General features: G+C 60.0%; 17 protein-coding genes and 1 pseudogene. 9 read left to right on the top strand and 9 right to left on the bottom strand.

Going from position 1 to position 16,977, the window contains the following annotated elements; translation table 11 throughout:
* Positions 1-4 precede the first annotated feature (4 nt).
* The 7 genes from G7020_RS09110 to G7020_RS09140 all read left to right on the top strand — a co-directional run bounded on the left by G7020_RS09110 (position 5) and on the right by G7020_RS09140 (position 6,255).
* Positions 5-763 (top strand): DsbA family protein, encoded by a 759-nt coding sequence (locus G7020_RS09110; RefSeq protein ID WP_015879496.1) that lies wholly within the window; start codon positions 5-7, stop codon positions 761-763.
* A gap of 171 nt (positions 764-934) precedes the next feature.
* Entirely contained in the window at positions 935-1,441 is a 507-nt protein-coding gene (radC, locus tag G7020_RS09115) for a RadC family protein (RefSeq protein WP_181083858.1), read from the top strand.
* A 182-nt stretch (positions 1,442-1,623) separates the two neighbouring features.
* Positions 1,624-2,049, top strand: coding sequence for a TIGR03757 family integrating conjugative element protein (locus G7020_RS09120; RefSeq protein ID WP_033947725.1), 426 nt, complete (start codon positions 1,624-1,626; stop codon positions 2,047-2,049).
* Positions 2,046-2,978 carry a TIGR03756 family integrating conjugative element protein gene (locus G7020_RS09125; protein WP_181083860.1) on the top strand — a complete coding sequence of 311 codons (933 nt, stop codon included), beginning with the start codon at positions 2,046-2,048 and terminating at the stop codon, positions 2,976-2,978. The genes G7020_RS09120 and G7020_RS09125 overlap by 4 nt, the downstream gene beginning before the upstream one ends.
* A gap of 10 nt (positions 2,979-2,988) precedes the next feature.
* On the top strand, positions 2,989-4,386 hold the full coding sequence (locus tag G7020_RS09130) for an integrating conjugative element protein (protein WP_024161568.1): 1,398 nt from the start codon (positions 2,989-2,991) through the stop codon (positions 4,384-4,386).
* A complete protein-coding gene (locus G7020_RS09135) occupies positions 4,383-4,733 on the top strand; it encodes a hypothetical protein (protein WP_181083862.1) in 351 nt (116 codons plus the stop codon). Before G7020_RS09130 ends, G7020_RS09135 begins: the two co-directional genes overlap by 4 nt.
* A gap of 13 nt (positions 4,734-4,746) precedes the next feature.
* Positions 4,747-6,255: a conjugal transfer protein TraG N-terminal domain-containing protein gene (locus tag G7020_RS09140; RefSeq protein WP_181083864.1), complete on the top strand. Its 1,509-nt coding sequence runs from the start codon at positions 4,747-4,749 to the stop codon at positions 6,253-6,255.
* A gap of 26 nt (positions 6,256-6,281) precedes the next feature.
* Here G7020_RS09140 and G7020_RS09145 read toward each other — a convergent pair whose 3' ends face one another.
* The 3 genes from G7020_RS09145 to G7020_RS09155 are packed head-to-tail and all read right to left on the bottom strand — an operon-like array spanning position 6,282 to position 7,456.
* Positions 6,282-6,653: a DUF3742 family protein gene (locus G7020_RS09145; RefSeq protein WP_024161569.1), complete on the bottom strand. Its 372-nt coding sequence runs from the start codon at positions 6,651-6,653 to the stop codon at positions 6,282-6,284.
* Between the two features lie 27 nt (positions 6,654-6,680).
* Complete coding sequence (locus G7020_RS09150) at positions 6,681-7,139, bottom strand: type II toxin-antitoxin system YhaV family toxin (RefSeq protein ID WP_033947708.1); 459 nt, start codon at positions 7,137-7,139, stop codon at positions 6,681-6,683.
* A complete protein-coding gene (locus G7020_RS09155; protein WP_033947861.1) occupies positions 7,139-7,456 on the bottom strand; it encodes a type II toxin-antitoxin system PrlF family antitoxin in 318 nt (105 codons plus the stop codon). Before G7020_RS09155 ends, G7020_RS09150 begins: the two co-directional genes overlap by 1 nt.
* A gap of 306 nt (positions 7,457-7,762) precedes the next feature.
* Here G7020_RS09155 and mobH point away from each other — a divergent pair, with 306 nt between their 5' ends.
* Positions 7,763-9,652, top strand: coding sequence for a MobH family relaxase (gene mobH, locus G7020_RS09160; protein ID WP_033947706.1), 1,890 nt, complete (start codon positions 7,763-7,765; stop codon positions 9,650-9,652).
* A 144-nt stretch (positions 9,653-9,796) separates the two neighbouring features.
* Here the strand turns inward: mobH and G7020_RS24015 are convergent, their stop codons facing one another.
* The 6 genes from G7020_RS24015 to G7020_RS09190 form a co-directional block, all read right to left on the bottom strand.
* Positions 9,797-12,214 carry a hypothetical protein gene (locus G7020_RS24015; protein WP_237756061.1) on the bottom strand — a complete coding sequence of 806 codons (2,418 nt, stop codon included), beginning with the start codon at positions 12,212-12,214 and terminating at the stop codon, positions 9,797-9,799.
* 15 nt (positions 12,215-12,229) lie between these two features.
* On the bottom strand, positions 12,230-13,021 hold the full coding sequence (locus G7020_RS09170; protein ID WP_033947703.1) for a hypothetical protein: 792 nt from the start codon (positions 13,019-13,021) through the stop codon (positions 12,230-12,232).
* 377 nt (positions 13,022-13,398) lie between these two features.
* Complete coding sequence (locus tag G7020_RS09175; protein WP_042919384.1) at positions 13,399-13,857, bottom strand: hypothetical protein; 459 nt, start codon at positions 13,855-13,857, stop codon at positions 13,399-13,401.
* 449 nt (positions 13,858-14,306) lie between these two features.
* Positions 14,307-14,858: a hypothetical protein gene (locus G7020_RS09180; protein ID WP_181083866.1), complete on the bottom strand. Its 552-nt coding sequence runs from the start codon at positions 14,856-14,858 to the stop codon at positions 14,307-14,309.
* A gap of 19 nt (positions 14,859-14,877) precedes the next feature.
* On the bottom strand, positions 14,878-15,429 hold the full coding sequence (locus tag G7020_RS09185; protein ID WP_181083868.1) for a hypothetical protein: 552 nt from the start codon (positions 15,427-15,429) through the stop codon (positions 14,878-14,880).
* Positions 15,430-15,505: 76 nt separating this feature from the next.
* Positions 15,506-15,931, bottom strand: a complete 426-nt coding sequence (locus tag G7020_RS09190) for a flagellar protein FlhE (protein WP_181083870.1) — start codon at positions 15,929-15,931, stop codon at positions 15,506-15,508.
* A 411-nt stretch (positions 15,932-16,342) separates the two neighbouring features.
* Between G7020_RS09190 and G7020_RS09195 the strand changes: the two are divergent.
* Positions 16,343-16,855, top strand: a pseudogene (locus tag G7020_RS09195) (IS5 family transposase); the annotation flags it as partial.
* Positions 16,856-16,977 lie beyond the last annotated feature (122 nt).

Raw genomic sequence — 16,977 nt, forward strand, 5'->3', positions numbered from 1 at the left:
CGCCATGCCTCTCCATCGCTCAACGAACCCGCCACCGGCTGTACGTCGTCGGCGTTGTCTGCACCTGTTGCTATGTGCCGTCGGCCTGCTTGCGGTGCTGCTGTTCGCGCTGCTCGCCGTGGTGCTGCGCGACAGTCCCGATGCCGCACCGACCCCGACCACTCAGCACCACCCGGGCGGTCCGCCGTGGCGCCACGGCCAGGCCGACGCCCGTTTCGTGCTGACGTTGTTTGCAGACCTGGAATGCCCATTCTGCAAGGCCTACTACCCGAGCCTGAAGAGCTGGATCGACCAGCATGCCGACGTCAGTCTGCAATGGCATCACCTGCCGCTGGCGATACACGAGCCGGCCGCCTCGGAACTGGCACGTGTGGCCGAGTGTGCGGGCGAGACCGGCGGGCACGGGGCCTTCTTCGATGCCGTCGGCTGGCTGTACCAGCACACGCGCGGCGGCGGCCAGGGGCTGCCCGGGGGGCTTCGCTACCCAGGGCTGACACCGGTGCTCCAGCGCTGCCTGGATAGCGAGCGTCCCCAGCTCATCGTGCGCGATCAGGCCGAGCAAGGCGCGCACGGCGGCATCACCGCCACTCCCAGCCTGCGCCTGGAGGACCGCCAGACCGAGCGATCGCTACTCCTGCAAGGGCCGGTCGAAGGCGATGCGCTGCTGTCCGCCATGGATCTTCTGATGGGTGACGTGCCGGATGCCGCTCCGGCTCGCGCCGCAGGTTTGTCCGCCATCGACGATGGCGACATGCCCAGGTAGCCGGGGTCTTCAAGGCTACGGCGCAGCGCTGCTGCGCTGACCTTCGTTCGCAACGCATCCCGAGGCGAACGGCCAGCGTTCCCACGCTGGTGGATGTGTGTTCTTCCTTCCGTCATTCCCCTGGAGGTTCTGCCTCCATGGGGTACCTCCGCTCATCCATTGGAGGTTTCCATGACTGCTGTACTTTCCCCCGACGACTCCTGTATCGAGTTGAACCACGATCCCGTCGCCGTCGACGAGCACGAAGACCGGATCATTCAACAGGCCATCGCGCTGCTGGAGCAACGCATCTTCAGAGCCGGCAACGCCTTGAAGAAGCCGAACGACGCGTGTGACTTTCTGCGTCTGATGCTCGTCGGCGAACCCAATGAAATCTTCGCCGCACTGTTCCTCGACACGCGCCACCAGGTGCTGGCCTACGAGCCGTTGTTCCGCGGCACGATCGATGGCGCATCAGTCTATCCCCGGGTGGTCGTCCAGCGTGCGCTGGCAGCCAATGCCGCCGCCGTCATCTTCGCGCACCAGCACCCCTCGGGGAACTCAGAGCCCAGTGCTGCCGATCGCGCGATTACCCGCCGACTCAAGGATGCTCTGGATCTGATCGACATCCGGGTGCTGGATCATTTCATCATCGGCGAGGGCCGACCGTACTCCTTTGCCGAGAACGGCTTGCTGTAGCCGCACCTGAGCGGGTTTGCCAAGCCCCATCCCACGCATGGACCTGTCCCCAGGTCCATGCGCCTTTTTACTTCCTTTGCCTCACCAGAAAACAGGGCTTGCCACAGTGCGCATTGTTCGTGGTGCGCATCTGCACCATGGGTTCGACTACCGGGGTCGATTCACTCCGAGACACGAGCCCCATGCACGCCTTTCTTGCACACCTCGGCCAGACACTGGCCCTTTCGGCGCTGCTGCTGGTCACCGGCAACGTGGCCGCAGCGGAGATCTGGATCGTGACGGATACCCGCCACCCGGTGGCCGGCGCCCAGGCGGCGGATCGCATCATCCAGCTCGACGCGGCGCAGGCCATCGAGGCGGAACTGTCGGCCCGGTTGCCGAACGATCCGCAACAGGCCGCGGCGCTCGTCCAGCGACGCCTGAACGACGGTGGCCACGCATTGCAACAGCGCATGCGGGAGGCTTACCAGGGCGTGACCGATGCCTGGAGCCTGGGCATCACCAGCATTCCGGCGGTGATCGTCGATCAGCGTTACGTCGTGTACGGGGAAGACGACCTCGACCAGGCGCTGGCCCGCATCGAGCGTTACCGGGAGGAGCAACCATGATTTCCCGTCGCCTGCGGCTCGGTGCCGCCGCCGCGCTGCTGTGCAGCGCCACTTCGAGCTTCGCCCTCAACACCGCCACCATCATCTCCTCGACCCTGTCGCCGGACTGCCTCGAATACCGGGTCACCGGGATCTGCTACTGGCTGTACTGCTCCCTGTCGGGCTGCTCGGTGCGCACTTCCATCAAGGTCAGGCATTACGTTCCCGACGCCGTGGTGTCGAGCTACTCGAATACCGGCGAGAACCCGTGGGTCGAGGTGCGCGCGATGAGCCAGCCCAATCCCACAGCCCAGGCAGGCGGCGATGGCACGACCAACGAGGATCACGAAAACAATCTGGCGAAGTTCAAGAACGCCGACGTTATCGGCCATCCGGGCGGCCAGGTGTTCAGCCAGTTCGCCTCGGCCTCCGGCTACATCTGCCAGGGCGCCGGCACTGCCTTCATGCCGTACTTGCTCAGCACCTTCGACACGCTGGCCTGGCGCTACAACGTCCCGGAGGCGGTGTACCCCGAGGCGCTGATCCCCGGTATGCGCGAGATCGGCACACGCAGCGGACTGAATCTTTGGGGCGCCGTGTACCCGCGTGGCGGGTTCTTGCACCAGACCGACGACTACAAGGCCGGGGCGGTCGTCGCCCAGCGTGCTGGCGACATCGTGACCCGCCGCGGCCAACTGCATGTGTACCAGCCGCTGCTGGCGAACGCGCGCGACGGCTACTGGCCGGCCGGCGCGTTGATCGAAAGCGACGCCAGCACCGGCAAGTGGCAGCAACTGACCCCACGCCTTTCCAACAGCTGCACCGTGTTTCCCCATGCCGGGTCGCTGCCCCAGGCACAACGGGGCGACTACGCCTGGGCGCTGTGGCGCCCGTACAGCTGCTGCCAGCGCCGCGGGCAGACCTTCCTTGGCAGTGTGGCTTTCAACTGAGGACACCACGATGAAGCGCCCTGACCGTCGCCGTCATTCCATGCTTGCAGATCACTTGTGGCGGCCGGCCATACTGGCCGGCGCGCTCGCGTTGGCCAGTGGCTGGGCATGGGCTCAGAGCGGCGGCTTCCAGACCAGCGGCAGCGTGATCGGCGACGAAGTCATGTACTCGATCGGTGGCGGTAACGCGGTTTCCATGAGCGGCGCTGCGGGCATGCGCTCGATCGGGGTCGGGGCCGGCTGGAACAGCAACCTGATCTGCGGCGACATGAGCATCAGCACCACGATCCAGAACCAGCTCAACGGGCTGACCAACGGATTTCAAAACATCATGAGCAACGTGATCCAGAGCGCTACCAGCGCCGTTGCGTCGCTTCCGGCTCTGATCATCCAGAGGGCCGACCCAGGTTTGTATAACCTGCTGACCAATGGCGTCCTCCAGGCAAGGCTGGATTTCGATCGCTCCAAGTTGACCTGCAGGTCGATGGCTGAACGCATGGCCGACATGGCCGGCGGCCAGCTTGGCTGGAGCCAGATGGCGGAAGGCATGGCGCTGCGCGATGCCGTGTCGAGCACGGATGCGGTGTCGGCCATTGAGCAGGCTGAGACGCGCCGGGGCAACGACGGCGTGCCGTGGGTCGGGGGCAACAACGCCGGCGGCGCCGGTCAGCCGGCGATCAGGGTGGTGAGCGACGTTACCAGGGCCGGCTACAACCTCGTCAATGGCCGCAGCGTGACCGACGCCTCGGCCATCGATGCGGCGAGCTGCAACAGCCTGGCCTGCCAGACCTGGACCTCCCCGCAAGAAGCGATCGACTGGGCCACCCGCGTGCTCGGCGAACAGGAGCAGCGCACCTGCGACGCCTGCACCAAAACCGAAACCGTTCCGGGTGTGGGCCTGACACCCCTCATCCAGGAAGAGTACGACACCAAGCTGCAGACGCTGCAGGAGCTGATCGACGGCACACGCAACACCACCTTCGAGAACCTGCGCGACGCCGGCAGCGTGTCACTGCCGATCACCCGTGGCGTCATCGAAGCCCTGCGCGACGAGCCGGATCAGCACATCCTGGCACAGCGCTTGGCCTCGGAAGTGGCACTGGCATCGGTGCTGGAGAAAGCCTTGCTGCTGCAACGCACCTTGCTGACCGGCAGGAAGGAACCCAACGTCGCCGCCAACCAGTTGGCGGTGGCTGCCGTCGATCAGGAGAGCGGCGCGCTCGACCGGGAAATTTCAAACCTCAAGACCGAATTGGAGTTGCGCCGTACGCTCGCCAACAACTCGCCGATGGCGATCATCCAGCGCCATAGCACCCGGGCCGCCGGTTCGCGAGGCATCTACGAGGGCGACCCCGTGCCCGACCGCCTCGACCAGCTGCAGCGGCCCAACCCAGGAGGTACGCCATGAGTCCGACCTGGCTGCGCCCGCGCTGGCTGTTCAACCGGCGCGTGGCGAAGACGCTGCTGTGGACGATGCTGCTGCTTGCGGCGGCGGTGGCAGCCAACATCGCGGGTATCCACTACCTCGGCAGCGTCGTCGGCTGGGAACGCTGGCTGGCGGAGGCATCCGGCTACTTCCTGCTGTGGCGGCTGTGCCTATACGGCGCGACGGGCTACGGGTGGGTATGGATGCGCCGGCGCCTGCTGGCGCGCGAAACCGGCACGGAAGCCAAGCGCCGCCTCCTGCGCGCGGAAGTCGCCGGCGTGGCGGGGATCGTCGCGCTCGAAGCCAGCCTGCTGATGCAAGCGGCGTAGTGGGAGGCCGGACATGACGTTGTTCACCACGGACTACCTTGAGTACTACCTGACCCTGCTGGGCTGGATCATCCATAACGGCATCTGGGCGGTTCTCGTTTCCAGCGGCGTGTTCGCCATTCCCTTCGTGGCGATCATCATCCAGGAATGGCTCAAGGCGCGTGCCGAGGGTGCGGACGAAGGCAACAAGGGCGCACTGTCTTCGGTGCGCATCGAGAACCGCGTCTGGGTAGCGATCGTCGTGGTGATGTTCGCTGGCATCCCCTTCATCGACGTCGACCTCAACACCATTCACTATGACCAGGCGCGCTCGGCGCAGTGCCAGGTGAACGTTCCTCAGCCCACCGAAACCGGCTGGTCGCAGTCGTTCAGCACACTCAACAACCAGAGCGCGCGCGTACCGGTGTGGTGGGCCTTCATGCACGCGCTGTCGCGCGCGATCACCGGCGCCTCGGTCGCCGCCATTCCGTGCGGAACCGACCTGCGGCAGATCCGCATGGAGGTCAATGCCACACGCATCGACGACCCGGTCTTGGCACAGGAAGTCGCCGACTTCACCCACGACTGCTACGGCCCCTCGCGCGCCAAGCTGTTCATGAATCGCCCGAATCTCGACGAAGCCCAGATGCACGACGTCACCTGGATCGGCTCGCGGTTCTTCCTCAACAACCCCGGCTACTACGACACCTACCGCGCCAGAACACCGCGCGATGGCTGGGCCTACGACAGCAACCGGGATGCCGGCCTGGCACAGGTGCCGAGCGGCGCCGGCTATCCGACCTGCCGCCAGTGGTGGAACGACAGTGGCAACGGCTTGCGCGCACGCCTGCTGGATCAAGTCGATCCCAGCCTGCTCAACCGTCTGGCCGGCTGGGCCGGCTTCCTGAGCCGCACCGAAGTGGATGACTCGGTAATCCGCACCATTGCCTCGCCGCGTCAGCAGAAGCTCAATCAGGGCAGCGTCTATACCGACTACGGCGGGCAGATCGACAAGACGCTACCCAACATCGTCAATCGTGCCACCAGCGACGTCGGCATGACCTTGGGCGCAATCGCCGCCTTTCCAGCCCTCGATGTGATGCGCCAGGCACTGCCCATGGTGCTCTCTCTGCTGAAGATGTCTCTGGTGATCTGCATTCCGATTGTGCTCGTGGTGGGCACCTACGATCTGAAGACCGTCATCACCATCAGCACGGTCCAGTTCGCGTTGTTCTTTGTGGACTTCTGGTTTCAACTGGCCCGCTGGATCGACAGCACGATCCTTGACGCGCTCTACGGGTGGGGCTGGGGCTGGAATCGGCCACACAGCAATTTCGATCCGTTGATCGGATTGAACAATACCTTTGGCGACATGCTGCTGATGCTCGTCATGGGCACCATGTTTCTGGTGCTGCCGACGTTCTGGGTCGCCGCGTTGGGGTGGGCCGGCGTGAAGGCCGGTGTGGTCGCGCAGAATCTCGCGACGGGTTCCAAGGACGCGAAGGACAGCACCGCATCAGGCGTGAACAGGGCGACGCGCTGATCCGGCGCTGCCAGTGTCTGACAGGTTTAATCGTCGTATGGATTGTTGGGGTCGTGCGGATCGAGACGGTGCCCATCCGACGAATACAGGCCGAACCCCGCCTCGCCGTGGCGCAACTCCGTGCTCGGTTGCGAGAGGTCGTCGCTACCCTTGCCAAAACTACGAGCCACGAGCAGCAGGCACACCAGCAGCAGCGCCAACCAGAAGGCGGTATAGAGCAGCACTCCCAGCACAGCGAGCTTGACGATCCACACCAGCGCGGTCGCAACACCGTTCGGCGCACCAGCCGACACCAGCCACGCGGCCACCCGCCGCTCACGACGCACGTAGCCCCGCCATCCACGGCCAAGCCAGCGGCCAAGGCGTTCTGCGGTACTGCTACGGGTTGTCGTGTTCATGGTCGTCACCTGCTGCATGTGAGATGGCTATTCCCGTTTGCTCCAATCCGGCTTGCTTGCCCTTACCAATGCGTTCCATTCGTCTGGCGGGTTTCCGCGTCCGAGCATCTTCTCGAACACCGCATAGGGGTCTGACTTGCTCCCCGATGACCGCAGGGTCTGTTCGTCGTTGACCCAGGCGTACACGATGACCTTCGCCTTCGAGTCGTAGCGGAAGAACAGCCGGTACCGCCTTCCGAGCTTGGCCCGTCGCCAGTGGCGATAAGCCGGCCCCATGGTGTTGCCCTGGCGGTACTCGTCTCGCGCTGGATCACCCGGCACCACGTCTTGCATCAAATGAATCAAAGCCCGGAAGAACTTGACGTTGGCATTGGACGCGAAACCCTCCGGGTCGTTCTCTTGCGCGCGCAGTACAGCCGCTCGCAGCTTCATCAACTGTTCGATCAGGTTGTCATGAAACAGCAGCGTCCAGCCATGCTGTTGCATCAGATTTCCACGTCTTCATCGAAATCATCGCCCAAGACCACGTTGTGGCCCGCATGCTCCAGCATCGTGCGAGCCAGATCCTCCGGCAGCCCACGAACATTCCGGCCAGCTTCAATATCGCGGGCCAGCAGGCTCAAGAACGCTGCAATGGCTGGGTCTTCGTGTTCGGCGTCGGCGCGGGTCACGACGACTTCGCCATCACGCAGGTCAAACGCAACCTTGCCGCCGGTGTCCACGCCGAGGGCTTGCCGGATGGACTTAGGCAGCGTGATCTGGCCTTTGGAGGTTAGTGTGGCGACTTCATGTATGGCAGGCATGGCAACTCTCCCAATAGAGATGCCGTCATTGTAAGGAATTATCCTTACGTTGTCAATGTAAGGGTTCATGGTGTCCCTCCGAATCCAATGGTGGCCCATCGTAGAGCGAGAACAGCCAGCCTTCTCGTATCAAACCGGCTTCGCCACACCCCGCATTGACGATGGACGATCAATATCCGCCGCTCTATACCAAAAGGCTGTTAAAGGCCGAAGGGCTGAAAGGCGGGAAGGGAATGGGGTGCAAGGGGAAAGGCCCTACCTGAAAAGGCGAAAAGGCCCTGACCATCTCATCACCAGGACACTCGCATGCTTTCTTTATTCCAGCGAAAACGGATCTTGGTTCCTGCTGCGCCGTCACCAGTATCTGCCGGTCTTTCCAAAGGGCTGACGCGGCCGGAACCGGCCGCGTCCTTGCTTGCCACGCCCCGTCGGCAGAAACTACTGGAACACATCTGGCAGCGCACCTCACTCTCGCGCAAGCAGTTCGCGGCGTTGTACCGCGCGCCGCTGGAGCGTTATGCCGAGCTGGTACAGCAGTTCCCGGCATCGGAAAGCCACCACCACGCTTACCTCGGTGGCATGCTCGACCATGGGCTGGAGATCGTCGCCTTCGCGCTCAAATTGCGGCAGTCGCATCTGCTGCCGGCCGGCGCAACACCGGAAGACCAGGCCGCGCAGGCAGAGGCCTGGACGGCCGCGACGGCCTATGCCGCATTGCTGCATGACATTGGCAAGATCGCCGTCGACCTGCATGTCGAGCATGAGGATGGCAGCGTCTGGCACCCCTGGCACGGCCCGCTGAGGCATCCCTATCGCTTCCGCTACCGCGATGATCGCGAGTATCGCCTGCATGGCGCAGCCACCGGCTTGCTCTACCATCGGTTGCTCGATGCCGGCATCCTCGACTGGCTCAGTGGCTACCCCGCGCTTTGGGCAGCACTGCTCTATGTACTGGCTGGCCAGTACGAGCACGCCGGCGTGCTGGGCGAACTCGTCGTCCAGGCCGACCGCGCATCGGTGGCCCAGGAGCTGGGGGGCGATCCTAGCCGCGCCATGGCTGCGCCCAAGCATGCTCTGCAACGCAAGCTCATCAATGGCCTTCGCTATCTTCTGAAGGAAGAGTTGAAGCTGAACCAGCCCCAGGCATCGGATGGCTGGCTGACACAGGATGCCTTGTGGCTGGTGAGCAAGACCGTCTCGGACAAGCTGCGCGCACACCTTCTGTCGCAGGGTATCGACGGCATCCCCTCGAACAACACGGCCGTCTTCAACGTGTTGCAGGATCACGGCATGCTGCAGCCGACGCCGGACGGCAAGGCCATCTGGCGCGCAACGGTCAGCAGTGAGGGCGGCTGGTCGCACAGCTTTACGCTGCTGCGGATGTCGCCTGCACTGATCTGGCAGCCGGACGAGCGCCCCGAGCCCTTCGCCGGAACTGTGACGGTGGAGATGGCCTCCGAGACCGACGCCACGGAACAGCCAGCAACCAGCACGGATGAAGTCGCAGACAGCATTACAACTAACGCCGGCAACGCTTCCGATGTCGCCGGACAGCTACCGTCCAAGCTCGTATCAACCGACAGTGCTTTACACCAGCCCACGGGAGAAACCACCGCAAATGCGATGGACGAGCTGCTGTCCCTGTTCGAGGAGACTGCGCAGGAAAGCAGTGGGGAGCGAGAGCAGCCTGTTCAGGACGGCAGCGGCGGATCGACGTCTTTCACCGAGCCACCCATGAATGCCGCCGTCAGCTCGCTGAAGAAGGTAGCCGAAATCCCTGACTGTGCGGAACCGTCCAGCGAGCATTTCATCGCCTGGCTTCGCGACGGCATCCAGTCCCGTCGCCTCATCATCAACGATGCCAAGGCGCTCGTGCATACCGTGGCGGACACGGTTTATCTGGTCAGCCCTGGTTTGTTCCAGCGCTACGCCCAGGAATACCCCGGTATCTCGGCGCTCGCCAAGCAGGACAAGGTGCAGGACTGGCAGTGGATACAGAAGCGCTTCGAGAAGCTGCAACTGCATCGCAAGCAGGCCAGCGGTCTGAACATCTGGACCTGCGAAGTCACCGGGCCGCGCAAATCGCGACGCCTGCATGGCTACCTTCTCGATGACGCTCGCCTGTTGTTTTCGGAAATGCCTCCGAACAACCCTTATCTCTCGCCATTATCGGACGATGCCACTCGCAGCGAATAACCCACGACAATAAGAGCGGAGCGCCTGTTTTTTTTTGGCCTGCTTCCTGCCTTGGCGACCACGCGGCTGCAACCGGTACAGGTTTCTTGCGCGATGCCAAATCCGCCCGCCAACACGAGGCCCTATGCCTTTGCCTCATCGTGCTTATATACGCTGACCAATAATTCGATAGCTTCCAAGCATAATCGCCATATCATCGATCTTCGAGAGATCTTCATTCCTAATCTGCGCGCTCGCATAAAATTTACTAAGCATGTCTTTATCATTATCGCTTAGCAAGTCCAGAAGCCTGGTTATATGCTCATTGCCGGATAACATGCCCAGAGCATCAATAGTGCCTGCAAGGTCTTTCTCCAATAGCCGGGACAGCATTATCTTGCTGCCTGAGTCTACAGTCTGATCATCCAGGTTGAGAGGTGGAAAATCCTCTGCTCTGTATCGGACTACCGGTTTGGCATCAGGGTTCGTAGCGCCATCAGAGCCTGATGCCGAGAAGGCGTAGACGACGTCTTCCAGAAACGAGAAATCCGATGCGTGTACAGACATCCGGGTTGGCGTGAATACAGCTTCCAAAAAGCCACGGTCAATCAAGGTATCGCCCATTGCCTTGCTGGTCAGTACTCTCTGCGCAACGGCCTCATCCTCTGCATTGAACTCAGCAATGAAGGGGTTGCCCTGAAGATCATATGCCTTTCCCACATTGTCCAGCGGCCCTCCAGGGCCAGCCCTTCGGTAGACCCCCAAGTCAAAAGCTAAGCCATCGACCTTGAGCGGATCTAGTCCGTTAGCACTTGCATATTCATAAACGGTTGCCAACATTTCTCTATCGCTTTTCGTAAGAAAGCTATAGACACTGGCTGAAGTGTTGCTTGTGGTCGTCGTGGTTTCAACTCTTGGCTCCACAGAGCCATCCGAATTAAAAAGGCGAGAAAGCAGTATTGCCGTCCCACTTACATTATCTTTCTTGAAAAAAGCATCCAGGACGTAGCGATTCTGCTCCTGGCCAGTTGAAGCAGTAGCCATGCGCCCAGACTTGCCGATCACGTCGTCCAGTGTGATACCCGCCGCAGCCCCCTTCTCGGTTACCGTCCAGACGCCGTTGACATTGGTAATATCCGGCTCGAAGGGCTTGAGCTTCACGTCCTCGGAGGCGTTCAGGACGATGTTGTCCTTGATGCTGATGACCGGGGTATAGGTAGCGTATTGGCTACCGAGCGAAGAGTGTGTCGCGCCTTCGGCGGAAAACTTCGTCACCATCTGTTCGAGGAAACCCAGGTCGCTGGTATTGCTCAACGCGCCATAGCCCGGATCGAGGATATGGCGCAAGAAGCCCTGATCAATACGAGTACTGCCGATCGCCGATCCATTCAGGATGCTTGAAGCGGTGGCAGTGTCCTTATCGTTGAAGCTGACCGTGAGTTGGTGCCCTTGGGCGTCGTAGTTGTGACCGTTATTGAAGTTCGAGCGCAACCGCCCATTGTCGTGCTGACGGTAGTCGCCAAGCTCTTCGGCCAGGCGATCCACATAGGTCAGATCGGCGCCTTCGTCCTGCGCATAAGCGTACATGTCCGACAGCAAGGCACGATCTTCGTAGGTGAGGAAGTCGTAAGCGCTGCGACCGATGTTGTTGGCACTCATGCCTTGGGCGCCGTTGGCTACCGCAGGCTCTTTCCCGCCGAACAGGCGGGAAACCATGAGATCGTAGCCATTACTGGCGGGGCCGGCTGTCGATGCCGTGGTGTTGGCCGCGCTGGCGGACTGCGCAGCGGAGATGGATTGCGATGCCGTGGATGAAGAGGCGCTAACCTCCTCTTTGCCAGCGTGAGGCGCTGACGCGAACAACTGGTCGATCAGATTGGCAGGACTACTGCCCTTGCCCTCGGCCCGATGAGTCATGTAGTTGAAGTCGAGGTCGATCAGCTCTTGCAGACGAGAAGCATAGTCGTCCGGGTACTGCGCCTGCTCGATGGCGGGCAGCTCATTGTAGTAGGCAAGCACTTCTTTGAAGAAATTGGTCATCTTGCCGGTTCGGTTGTACTCGTCCATCGCCTGGGCTACAACCTTCTGACGCCATGCTTCCTCTTGGCTGTATGCCTCTGACCATGCGGCCCGCCGCTCGTTAACAGTGAAGCTGCCGCTGTCATCATAGGCAATCAGTGCCAATTGATCGCGGGACATCCCCTTGAAGGGATTGCTACCTGAACCGTTGACGAAGCTGGTAGCTTGTTTGGCACGGGCCAGCAGCTCAGGGTCGTCGGTATTGGGCACCTCAGCATCGTGCCGCTCCTGATTCAGGTAGTAATCGTAGCCAGTGATCTGATCAAGCTGTGCCGTAGCCTTCTGGCCCAGCTCCTTACGGCTGAGGCTGGCATCACGAGCCTCAGCATGCGCAGCCGCCTCACCCAATTGGCGAGCCAGGTTAGAGACCGTGCTGGTGCTGCCTGCGGGGGGCGTGGTACTGGTCTTGCCGTCGGCGGAAACGTCCTGGGTTTGGCCCGCAGCACCAGTGGCATTGCCTGTCAGGCGACTGATTAGAGAGGTGTAGGTGGTGATGCCGATCATGGCGAGCCTTTCTGCTCAGTCCGTATCCGCCGCCTTGGCGGCAAAATCCTTGTCCCTATAGGGACCTTCGCCCAGCAGCTGTTCGATCAGGCTAGCCGCGCTGCCCTTGCCCCCGACCTGATGAGTCATGTAGTTGAAGTCGAGGTCGATCAGCTCTTGTAGACGGGAAGCATAGCTTTCTGGGTACTGCGCCTGCTCGATGGCGGGCAGCTCGTTGTAGTAGGCAAGCACTTCTTTGAAGAAATTGGACATCTTGCCGGTGCGGTTGTACTCATCATTGGCTTTGGCGATGACTTGCTGCTTCCATGCTTGTCGTTGGTCATAAGACTCCTGCCATGCGGCCTGCCGCTCGTTAACCGTGAAGGTACCGCTGTCGTCATAAATGACTAAGGTCAATTGATCCGGTGATAAGCCGGCAAAGGGGTTCTTACCCTGACCGTTGACGAAGCTGGTAGCTTGCTTGGCGCGAGCCAGCAGTTCGGGATCGTCCGTATTGGGTACCTCAGCGTCGTGTTTAGCTTTGTTTATGTAGTACTGGTCACCAATTATCTGATCAAGCTGTGCCGTGGCCTTTTGGCCCAGTTCCTTGCGACTGAGGCTGGCATCGCGGGTTTCAGCGCGTACCGCTGCTTCGCCCAACTGGCGGGCCAGGTTGGAAACGGTGATGGTGGGGCCGGTGCCTCCTGCTGGGATCGTGGCACTGGTCTTGCCGGCAGTGGAAACGTCCTGGGTTTGGCCCGTAGCAGTAGTAGCGCTGCCAGCCAAGCGGCTACCGGATAGGGATGTGTAGGTAGTAATACCGGCCATGACTGTTTCTCCATCGCCTCAGCTGCGGCTTGGCTTCATACAAACTTATAGTTCACAGCATTAACGGCTGCATAGCGGAAAGCTTTAGCCTCCGCATGCTCTGCAAACAAAGCGCAAGGAATACTTATGCACCCATGGTATCGTTGGACGCCGCCAGGTCAAATAGAACAAAAAAGGCGCCCGGGTCTCTCGTCAGTAACTATACGCTGTCGGCAACGATAGCCCTGGCAGTATTGCCGAAATGCTGGCCATTGTAGGTGTCCGGTGTGGCGGAGGAGTTTGGCATGACTTTTCCCTGTTTTGTCAAAGCTCTCGATGCCGCTGCAAACGTTCCCAGTGATGCGGAACATTACCGGGAACGCGCGCGGCTTTGCTGTTTATCTCATCGTGAATTCAACCGACCATGCATGGGTCGCGATATTGGTGGAGGTAATATTCGCCGTACAAATTGCCCCCCCGCTGGGAGTGGCCGTCTTGTTCCACGTAGGAATCTTGACACCACCACTGCCCAGCATGTTGACGTAGGTAGTAGTAAAGACGCACTCCTTGCTGCCAATCTTGTAGCGGACGTTAGCGAAGTTCGCATCGGGAGAAATCAAACTCTGGACTTGATAGCTGTCACTGCCTCCCGCTGACACACTGCTATCCGGTTTCGGTGAGGCATTGGCATAAGTGCTCGTCTCATTGGCCGTGATAATCGTATAGACAGCGGCAGGCGTACCGGTGGCCCCGACATGCTTGAAGGTAATCGTGACTGGCGGGCCGGCGTGGGCGGCGCCAGCAGCGGACAGTGCAGCGGTAGTAAGCAGAGCGAGCAGTGATTTACGTGTTTTCATGTTGTACATCTCCATATGAATGGATGCAGGTATTGCATTACGACACGGGCGTGTCTGGGTGGGTGTTGCATGGGGCGCACGGTCGGCCCTAAACGTGCCGAGCCGATGCTGCGAGAAGAAAGGAATACGGCGTGCGCGACACGCAGTGAGTCGCCGGCGCGCGAGGCGGCTGGGAGTATTTGGGAAATTTCAGTGGGGTGACGACGGGGCTGTAACGGCGACAGGCATACCTTGCGTGCCAGGCCTACCTGGATAGGTTGTTCGATGCGATCCATCGCTGCCGCTCCCTGCATGCCCATACTCAACAATGAGTAATCGGGATGAATATTTGGCCACCCTATTGAGAGATATCAATACGTTACAACGAGCAGTAAAATATTGACCCAGATCAACAAGGCATAGGGAAGACAAGAACTACGCGCGCCCTAGGCGCCCTTTTGATCAATCAGCTAACCACGTGCGTAACTGGAGCGATACCATTCTGCGGCTTCCAGATAGTCAGTTGGCTGGGTCGCCATATATGCATGCATTTTTTCAAAAATATCTGCGGCTGATGCCCCTTTCGCCCGCTCCGCCTCAAATATGGCGGTGGTGTTGGCCGTAATGGACTGGCTCAACGCTTCATATCGGGCTTTGCTTGCCGGCGTCACAGGCAGCCCTGTGGCAGCATAATAAACATCATTTATGCCATCCGAATTAGGGCCGTTTGAAATCAGCGGTCCCCCTGCAATCGTAGCCATGGACTCAACGAAATTCATCGCCTCGGTTTGGTCAGGGTTATTGCGCAGGTCTTCGGCTTTCTCCTTGACCCAGCCGGGTAGCTCTCCCGAGACAGCCCGCCGGGCACCCTCCGAAAGCGTCACCTGAATGCCGGGTTTCTCCGCCCCCCAACCCGCCCCCATCGAGGTACCAGGCTCGGAGACAGATCGACCATTAGCCGCTGAATTGACTTGATTATAAGCAGCCAGCTTGAGCAAGCTTGGGACAGAAGATATGTTCATAATTGCCTCGCCCGATCAACTACCCGCGTGCGTAACTGGAGCGATACCACTCAATGGCTTCCAGGTAATCACTTGGCTGTGTCGCCATATACGCATGCATTTTTTCAAAAATATCTGCAGCTGAAGCCCCTTTCGCTCTCTCCGCCTCAAATATGGCGGTGGTGTTGGCCGTAATGGACTGGCTCAGTGCCTCATGCCGGGCTTTGTTTTCCGGCGTCACAGGCAAGCCTGTGGCAGCATAATACACATCGCTGAAGCCGTCCGAATTAGGGCCGTAGGATAGTAACGCCCCTCCCGGAATCGTAGCCATGGACTGTACAAAATTCATTGCTTCAGCTTGGTCAGGGTTATTGCGTAGGTCCTCGGATTTCTCCTTGACCCAGCCGGGCAGCTCTCCCGAGGCGGGCCGCCTGGCACCCTCCGAAAGCGTTACCTGGATGCCGGGCTTCTCCGCCCCCCAGCCCGCGCTCACCGAGGTGCCAATCTCGGGAACAGATCGTCCATTAGCCGCTGAATTGACTTGATTATAAGAAGCCAGTTTGAGCAAGTTCGGGATAGAAGATATGTTCATGTATGCCTCATGTATCAGATAAATCCTATCGAGCAAGCAATTCTACCCGCCTGCTCGATAGAACTTTTTAGCTAGCTCAGTTCCAGTTCACGATAAGCTGAGCAGACTGCCCATATACCGTTGGGAACGCCGCGGTCCGGTTAATCCTGTACTGCAGGAAAAAAGCCGATGTTGCCGGGCGCCCGGCAAAAGCCGAGGACGACCCACTTTTCACATTCGTAACATCAATGCAAAACGAAGTAGTACCGTGGCAAAGCTGAGCGACAAAAGTGCCGCCCGAAGGAATGGTCCCGATACCGTAATTCCAGCTCACCGAGCTAACGGTTGACCCGGCAGGAGGTGGAGAACCAACAATCGGGAAGTTCGTACGGAACCAGGTATTTGGAGTGGTTATATTCGCTCCAACCGCATTACTTACATAAGCGCCTGCTGCCTGTGCGACGGTGCCTGCAGCACAAAGTGCTACCACTGCGATGCTCTGCTTCCAGTTCAGTTTTTTCATTTCAACAACTCCATCTTTGCATGTTCATCCTTACTACCTCAGGCCCGGATGAACGAAGCTCCATAAACGGATAGGCCTGACCTGAACCAGGCAAGAGCACACGTCGATTCATGACACATGCCAATCAAGCACATCTCATGCCAACTGCCCTTGCCTTGCTTTCCTGCAGCCCTGGCCTCGCTTTGAGCGATCCGAGGGTTAGATTTGGGCGAAATACATCGAACGATGCGGCAAGAAATTGCCGCCTGCCGGCGGAATAATTGCCGGTAGCGGTAACCGTTGCGAAAAAAAAGAGACAAGCGCAACTCACATCCCGTAATAGTCACTGGCCGAAAACAATACATAGGGATGGTCTGAAAAAGACTTCCCAAATCTGGTGAAATACGCTGACCCCGTTGCCCGAGTTTCCCGATGAAGCAGATGACCTTCGCCGACGCCGAGTACGCCGGCAAGCGCAAGCAGACCCGCAAAGAGTTGTTCCTGATCGAGATGGATCAGGTGGTGCCGTGGAAGGGCTTGATTGCCTTGATCGAGCCGCATTACCCCAAGGGCGAAGGTGGTCGGCCCGCCTATCCTCTGCTGGCCATGCTGCGTATTCACCTGATGCAGAACTGGTTTGGCTACAGCGATCCGGCGATGGAGGAAGCGCTGTACGAGACGACCATCCTGCGCCAGTTCGCAGGGTTGAGGCTGGAGCGCATTCCGGATGAAACCACCATCCTCAACTTCCGCCGCCTGCTGGAGAAACACGAACTGGCTGCCGGCATCCTGGCTGTGATCAATGGCTACCTAGGTGACCGAGGTTTGTCGTTGCGCCAAGGCACTATCGTCGATGCAACGCTGATCAATGCGCCAAGTTCGACCAAGAACAAGGACGGCAAGCGTGACCCGGAAATGCACCAGACCAAGAAGGGAAACCAGTATTGTGTGTCACGAACACAGGTCAGATGACCTGTGCTGCTGTGCCGAAGATGGAAGTAGGCCTTCCGAAGTCGGCTTGCAGGAGCGGACTTCAAACCACCCGGTGCTGCTGCATCCAAAAGGTG

Origin of the sequence: Stutzerimonas stutzeri, from assembly GCF_013522825.1 — a bacterium.
Classification (GTDB): domain Bacteria; phylum Pseudomonadota; class Gammaproteobacteria; order Pseudomonadales; family Pseudomonadaceae; genus Stutzerimonas; species Stutzerimonas stutzeri_AK.

Bases quoted from the DNA above. Each gene is read 5' to 3' on its own strand.
- mobH (WP_033947706.1), top strand. From the start codon at position 7,763: ATGCTTTCTTTATTCCAGCGAAAACGGATCTTGGTTCCTGCTGCGCCG.
- G7020_RS09120 (WP_033947725.1), top strand. From the start codon at position 1,624: ATGCACGCCTTTCTTGCACACCTCGGCCAGACACTGGCCCTTTCGGCG.
- G7020_RS09130 (WP_024161568.1), top strand. From the start codon at position 2,989: ATGAAGCGCCCTGACCGTCGCCGTCATTCCATGCTTGCAGATCACTTG.
- G7020_RS09190 (WP_181083870.1), bottom strand. From the start codon at position 15,931: ATGAAAAAACTGAACTGGAAGCAGAGCATCGCAGTGGTAGCACTTTGT.
- G7020_RS09135 (WP_181083862.1), top strand. From the start codon at position 4,383: ATGAGTCCGACCTGGCTGCGCCCGCGCTGGCTGTTCAACCGGCGCGTG.
- G7020_RS09150 (WP_033947708.1), bottom strand. From the start codon at position 7,139: ATGCAACAGCATGGCTGGACGCTGCTGTTTCATGACAACCTGATCGAA.
- G7020_RS09175 (WP_042919384.1), bottom strand. From the start codon at position 13,857: ATGAAAACACGTAAATCACTGCTCGCTCTGCTTACTACCGCTGCACTG.
- G7020_RS09185 (WP_181083868.1), bottom strand. From the start codon at position 15,429: ATGAACATATCTTCTATCCCGAACTTGCTCAAACTGGCTTCTTATAAT.
- G7020_RS09145 (WP_024161569.1), bottom strand. From the start codon at position 6,653: ATGAACACGACAACCCGTAGCAGTACCGCAGAACGCCTTGGCCGCTGG.
- G7020_RS09170 (WP_033947703.1), bottom strand. From the start codon at position 13,021: ATGGCCGGTATTACTACCTACACATCCCTATCCGGTAGCCGCTTGGCT.
- G7020_RS09110 (WP_015879496.1), top strand. From the start codon at position 5: ATGCCTCTCCATCGCTCAACGAACCCGCCACCGGCTGTACGTCGTCGG.
- G7020_RS09140 (WP_181083864.1), top strand. From the start codon at position 4,747: ATGACGTTGTTCACCACGGACTACCTTGAGTACTACCTGACCCTGCTG.
- G7020_RS24015 (WP_237756061.1), bottom strand. From the start codon at position 12,214: ATGATCGGCATCACCACCTACACCTCTCTAATCAGTCGCCTGACAGGC.
- G7020_RS09125 (WP_181083860.1), top strand. From the start codon at position 2,046: ATGATTTCCCGTCGCCTGCGGCTCGGTGCCGCCGCCGCGCTGCTGTGC.
- G7020_RS09155 (WP_033947861.1), bottom strand. From the start codon at position 7,456: ATGCCTGCCATACATGAAGTCGCCACACTAACCTCCAAAGGCCAGATC.
- G7020_RS09180 (WP_181083866.1), bottom strand. From the start codon at position 14,858: ATGAACATATCTTCTGTCCCAAGCTTGCTCAAGCTGGCTGCTTATAAT.
- radC (WP_181083858.1), top strand. From the start codon at position 935: ATGACTGCTGTACTTTCCCCCGACGACTCCTGTATCGAGTTGAACCAC.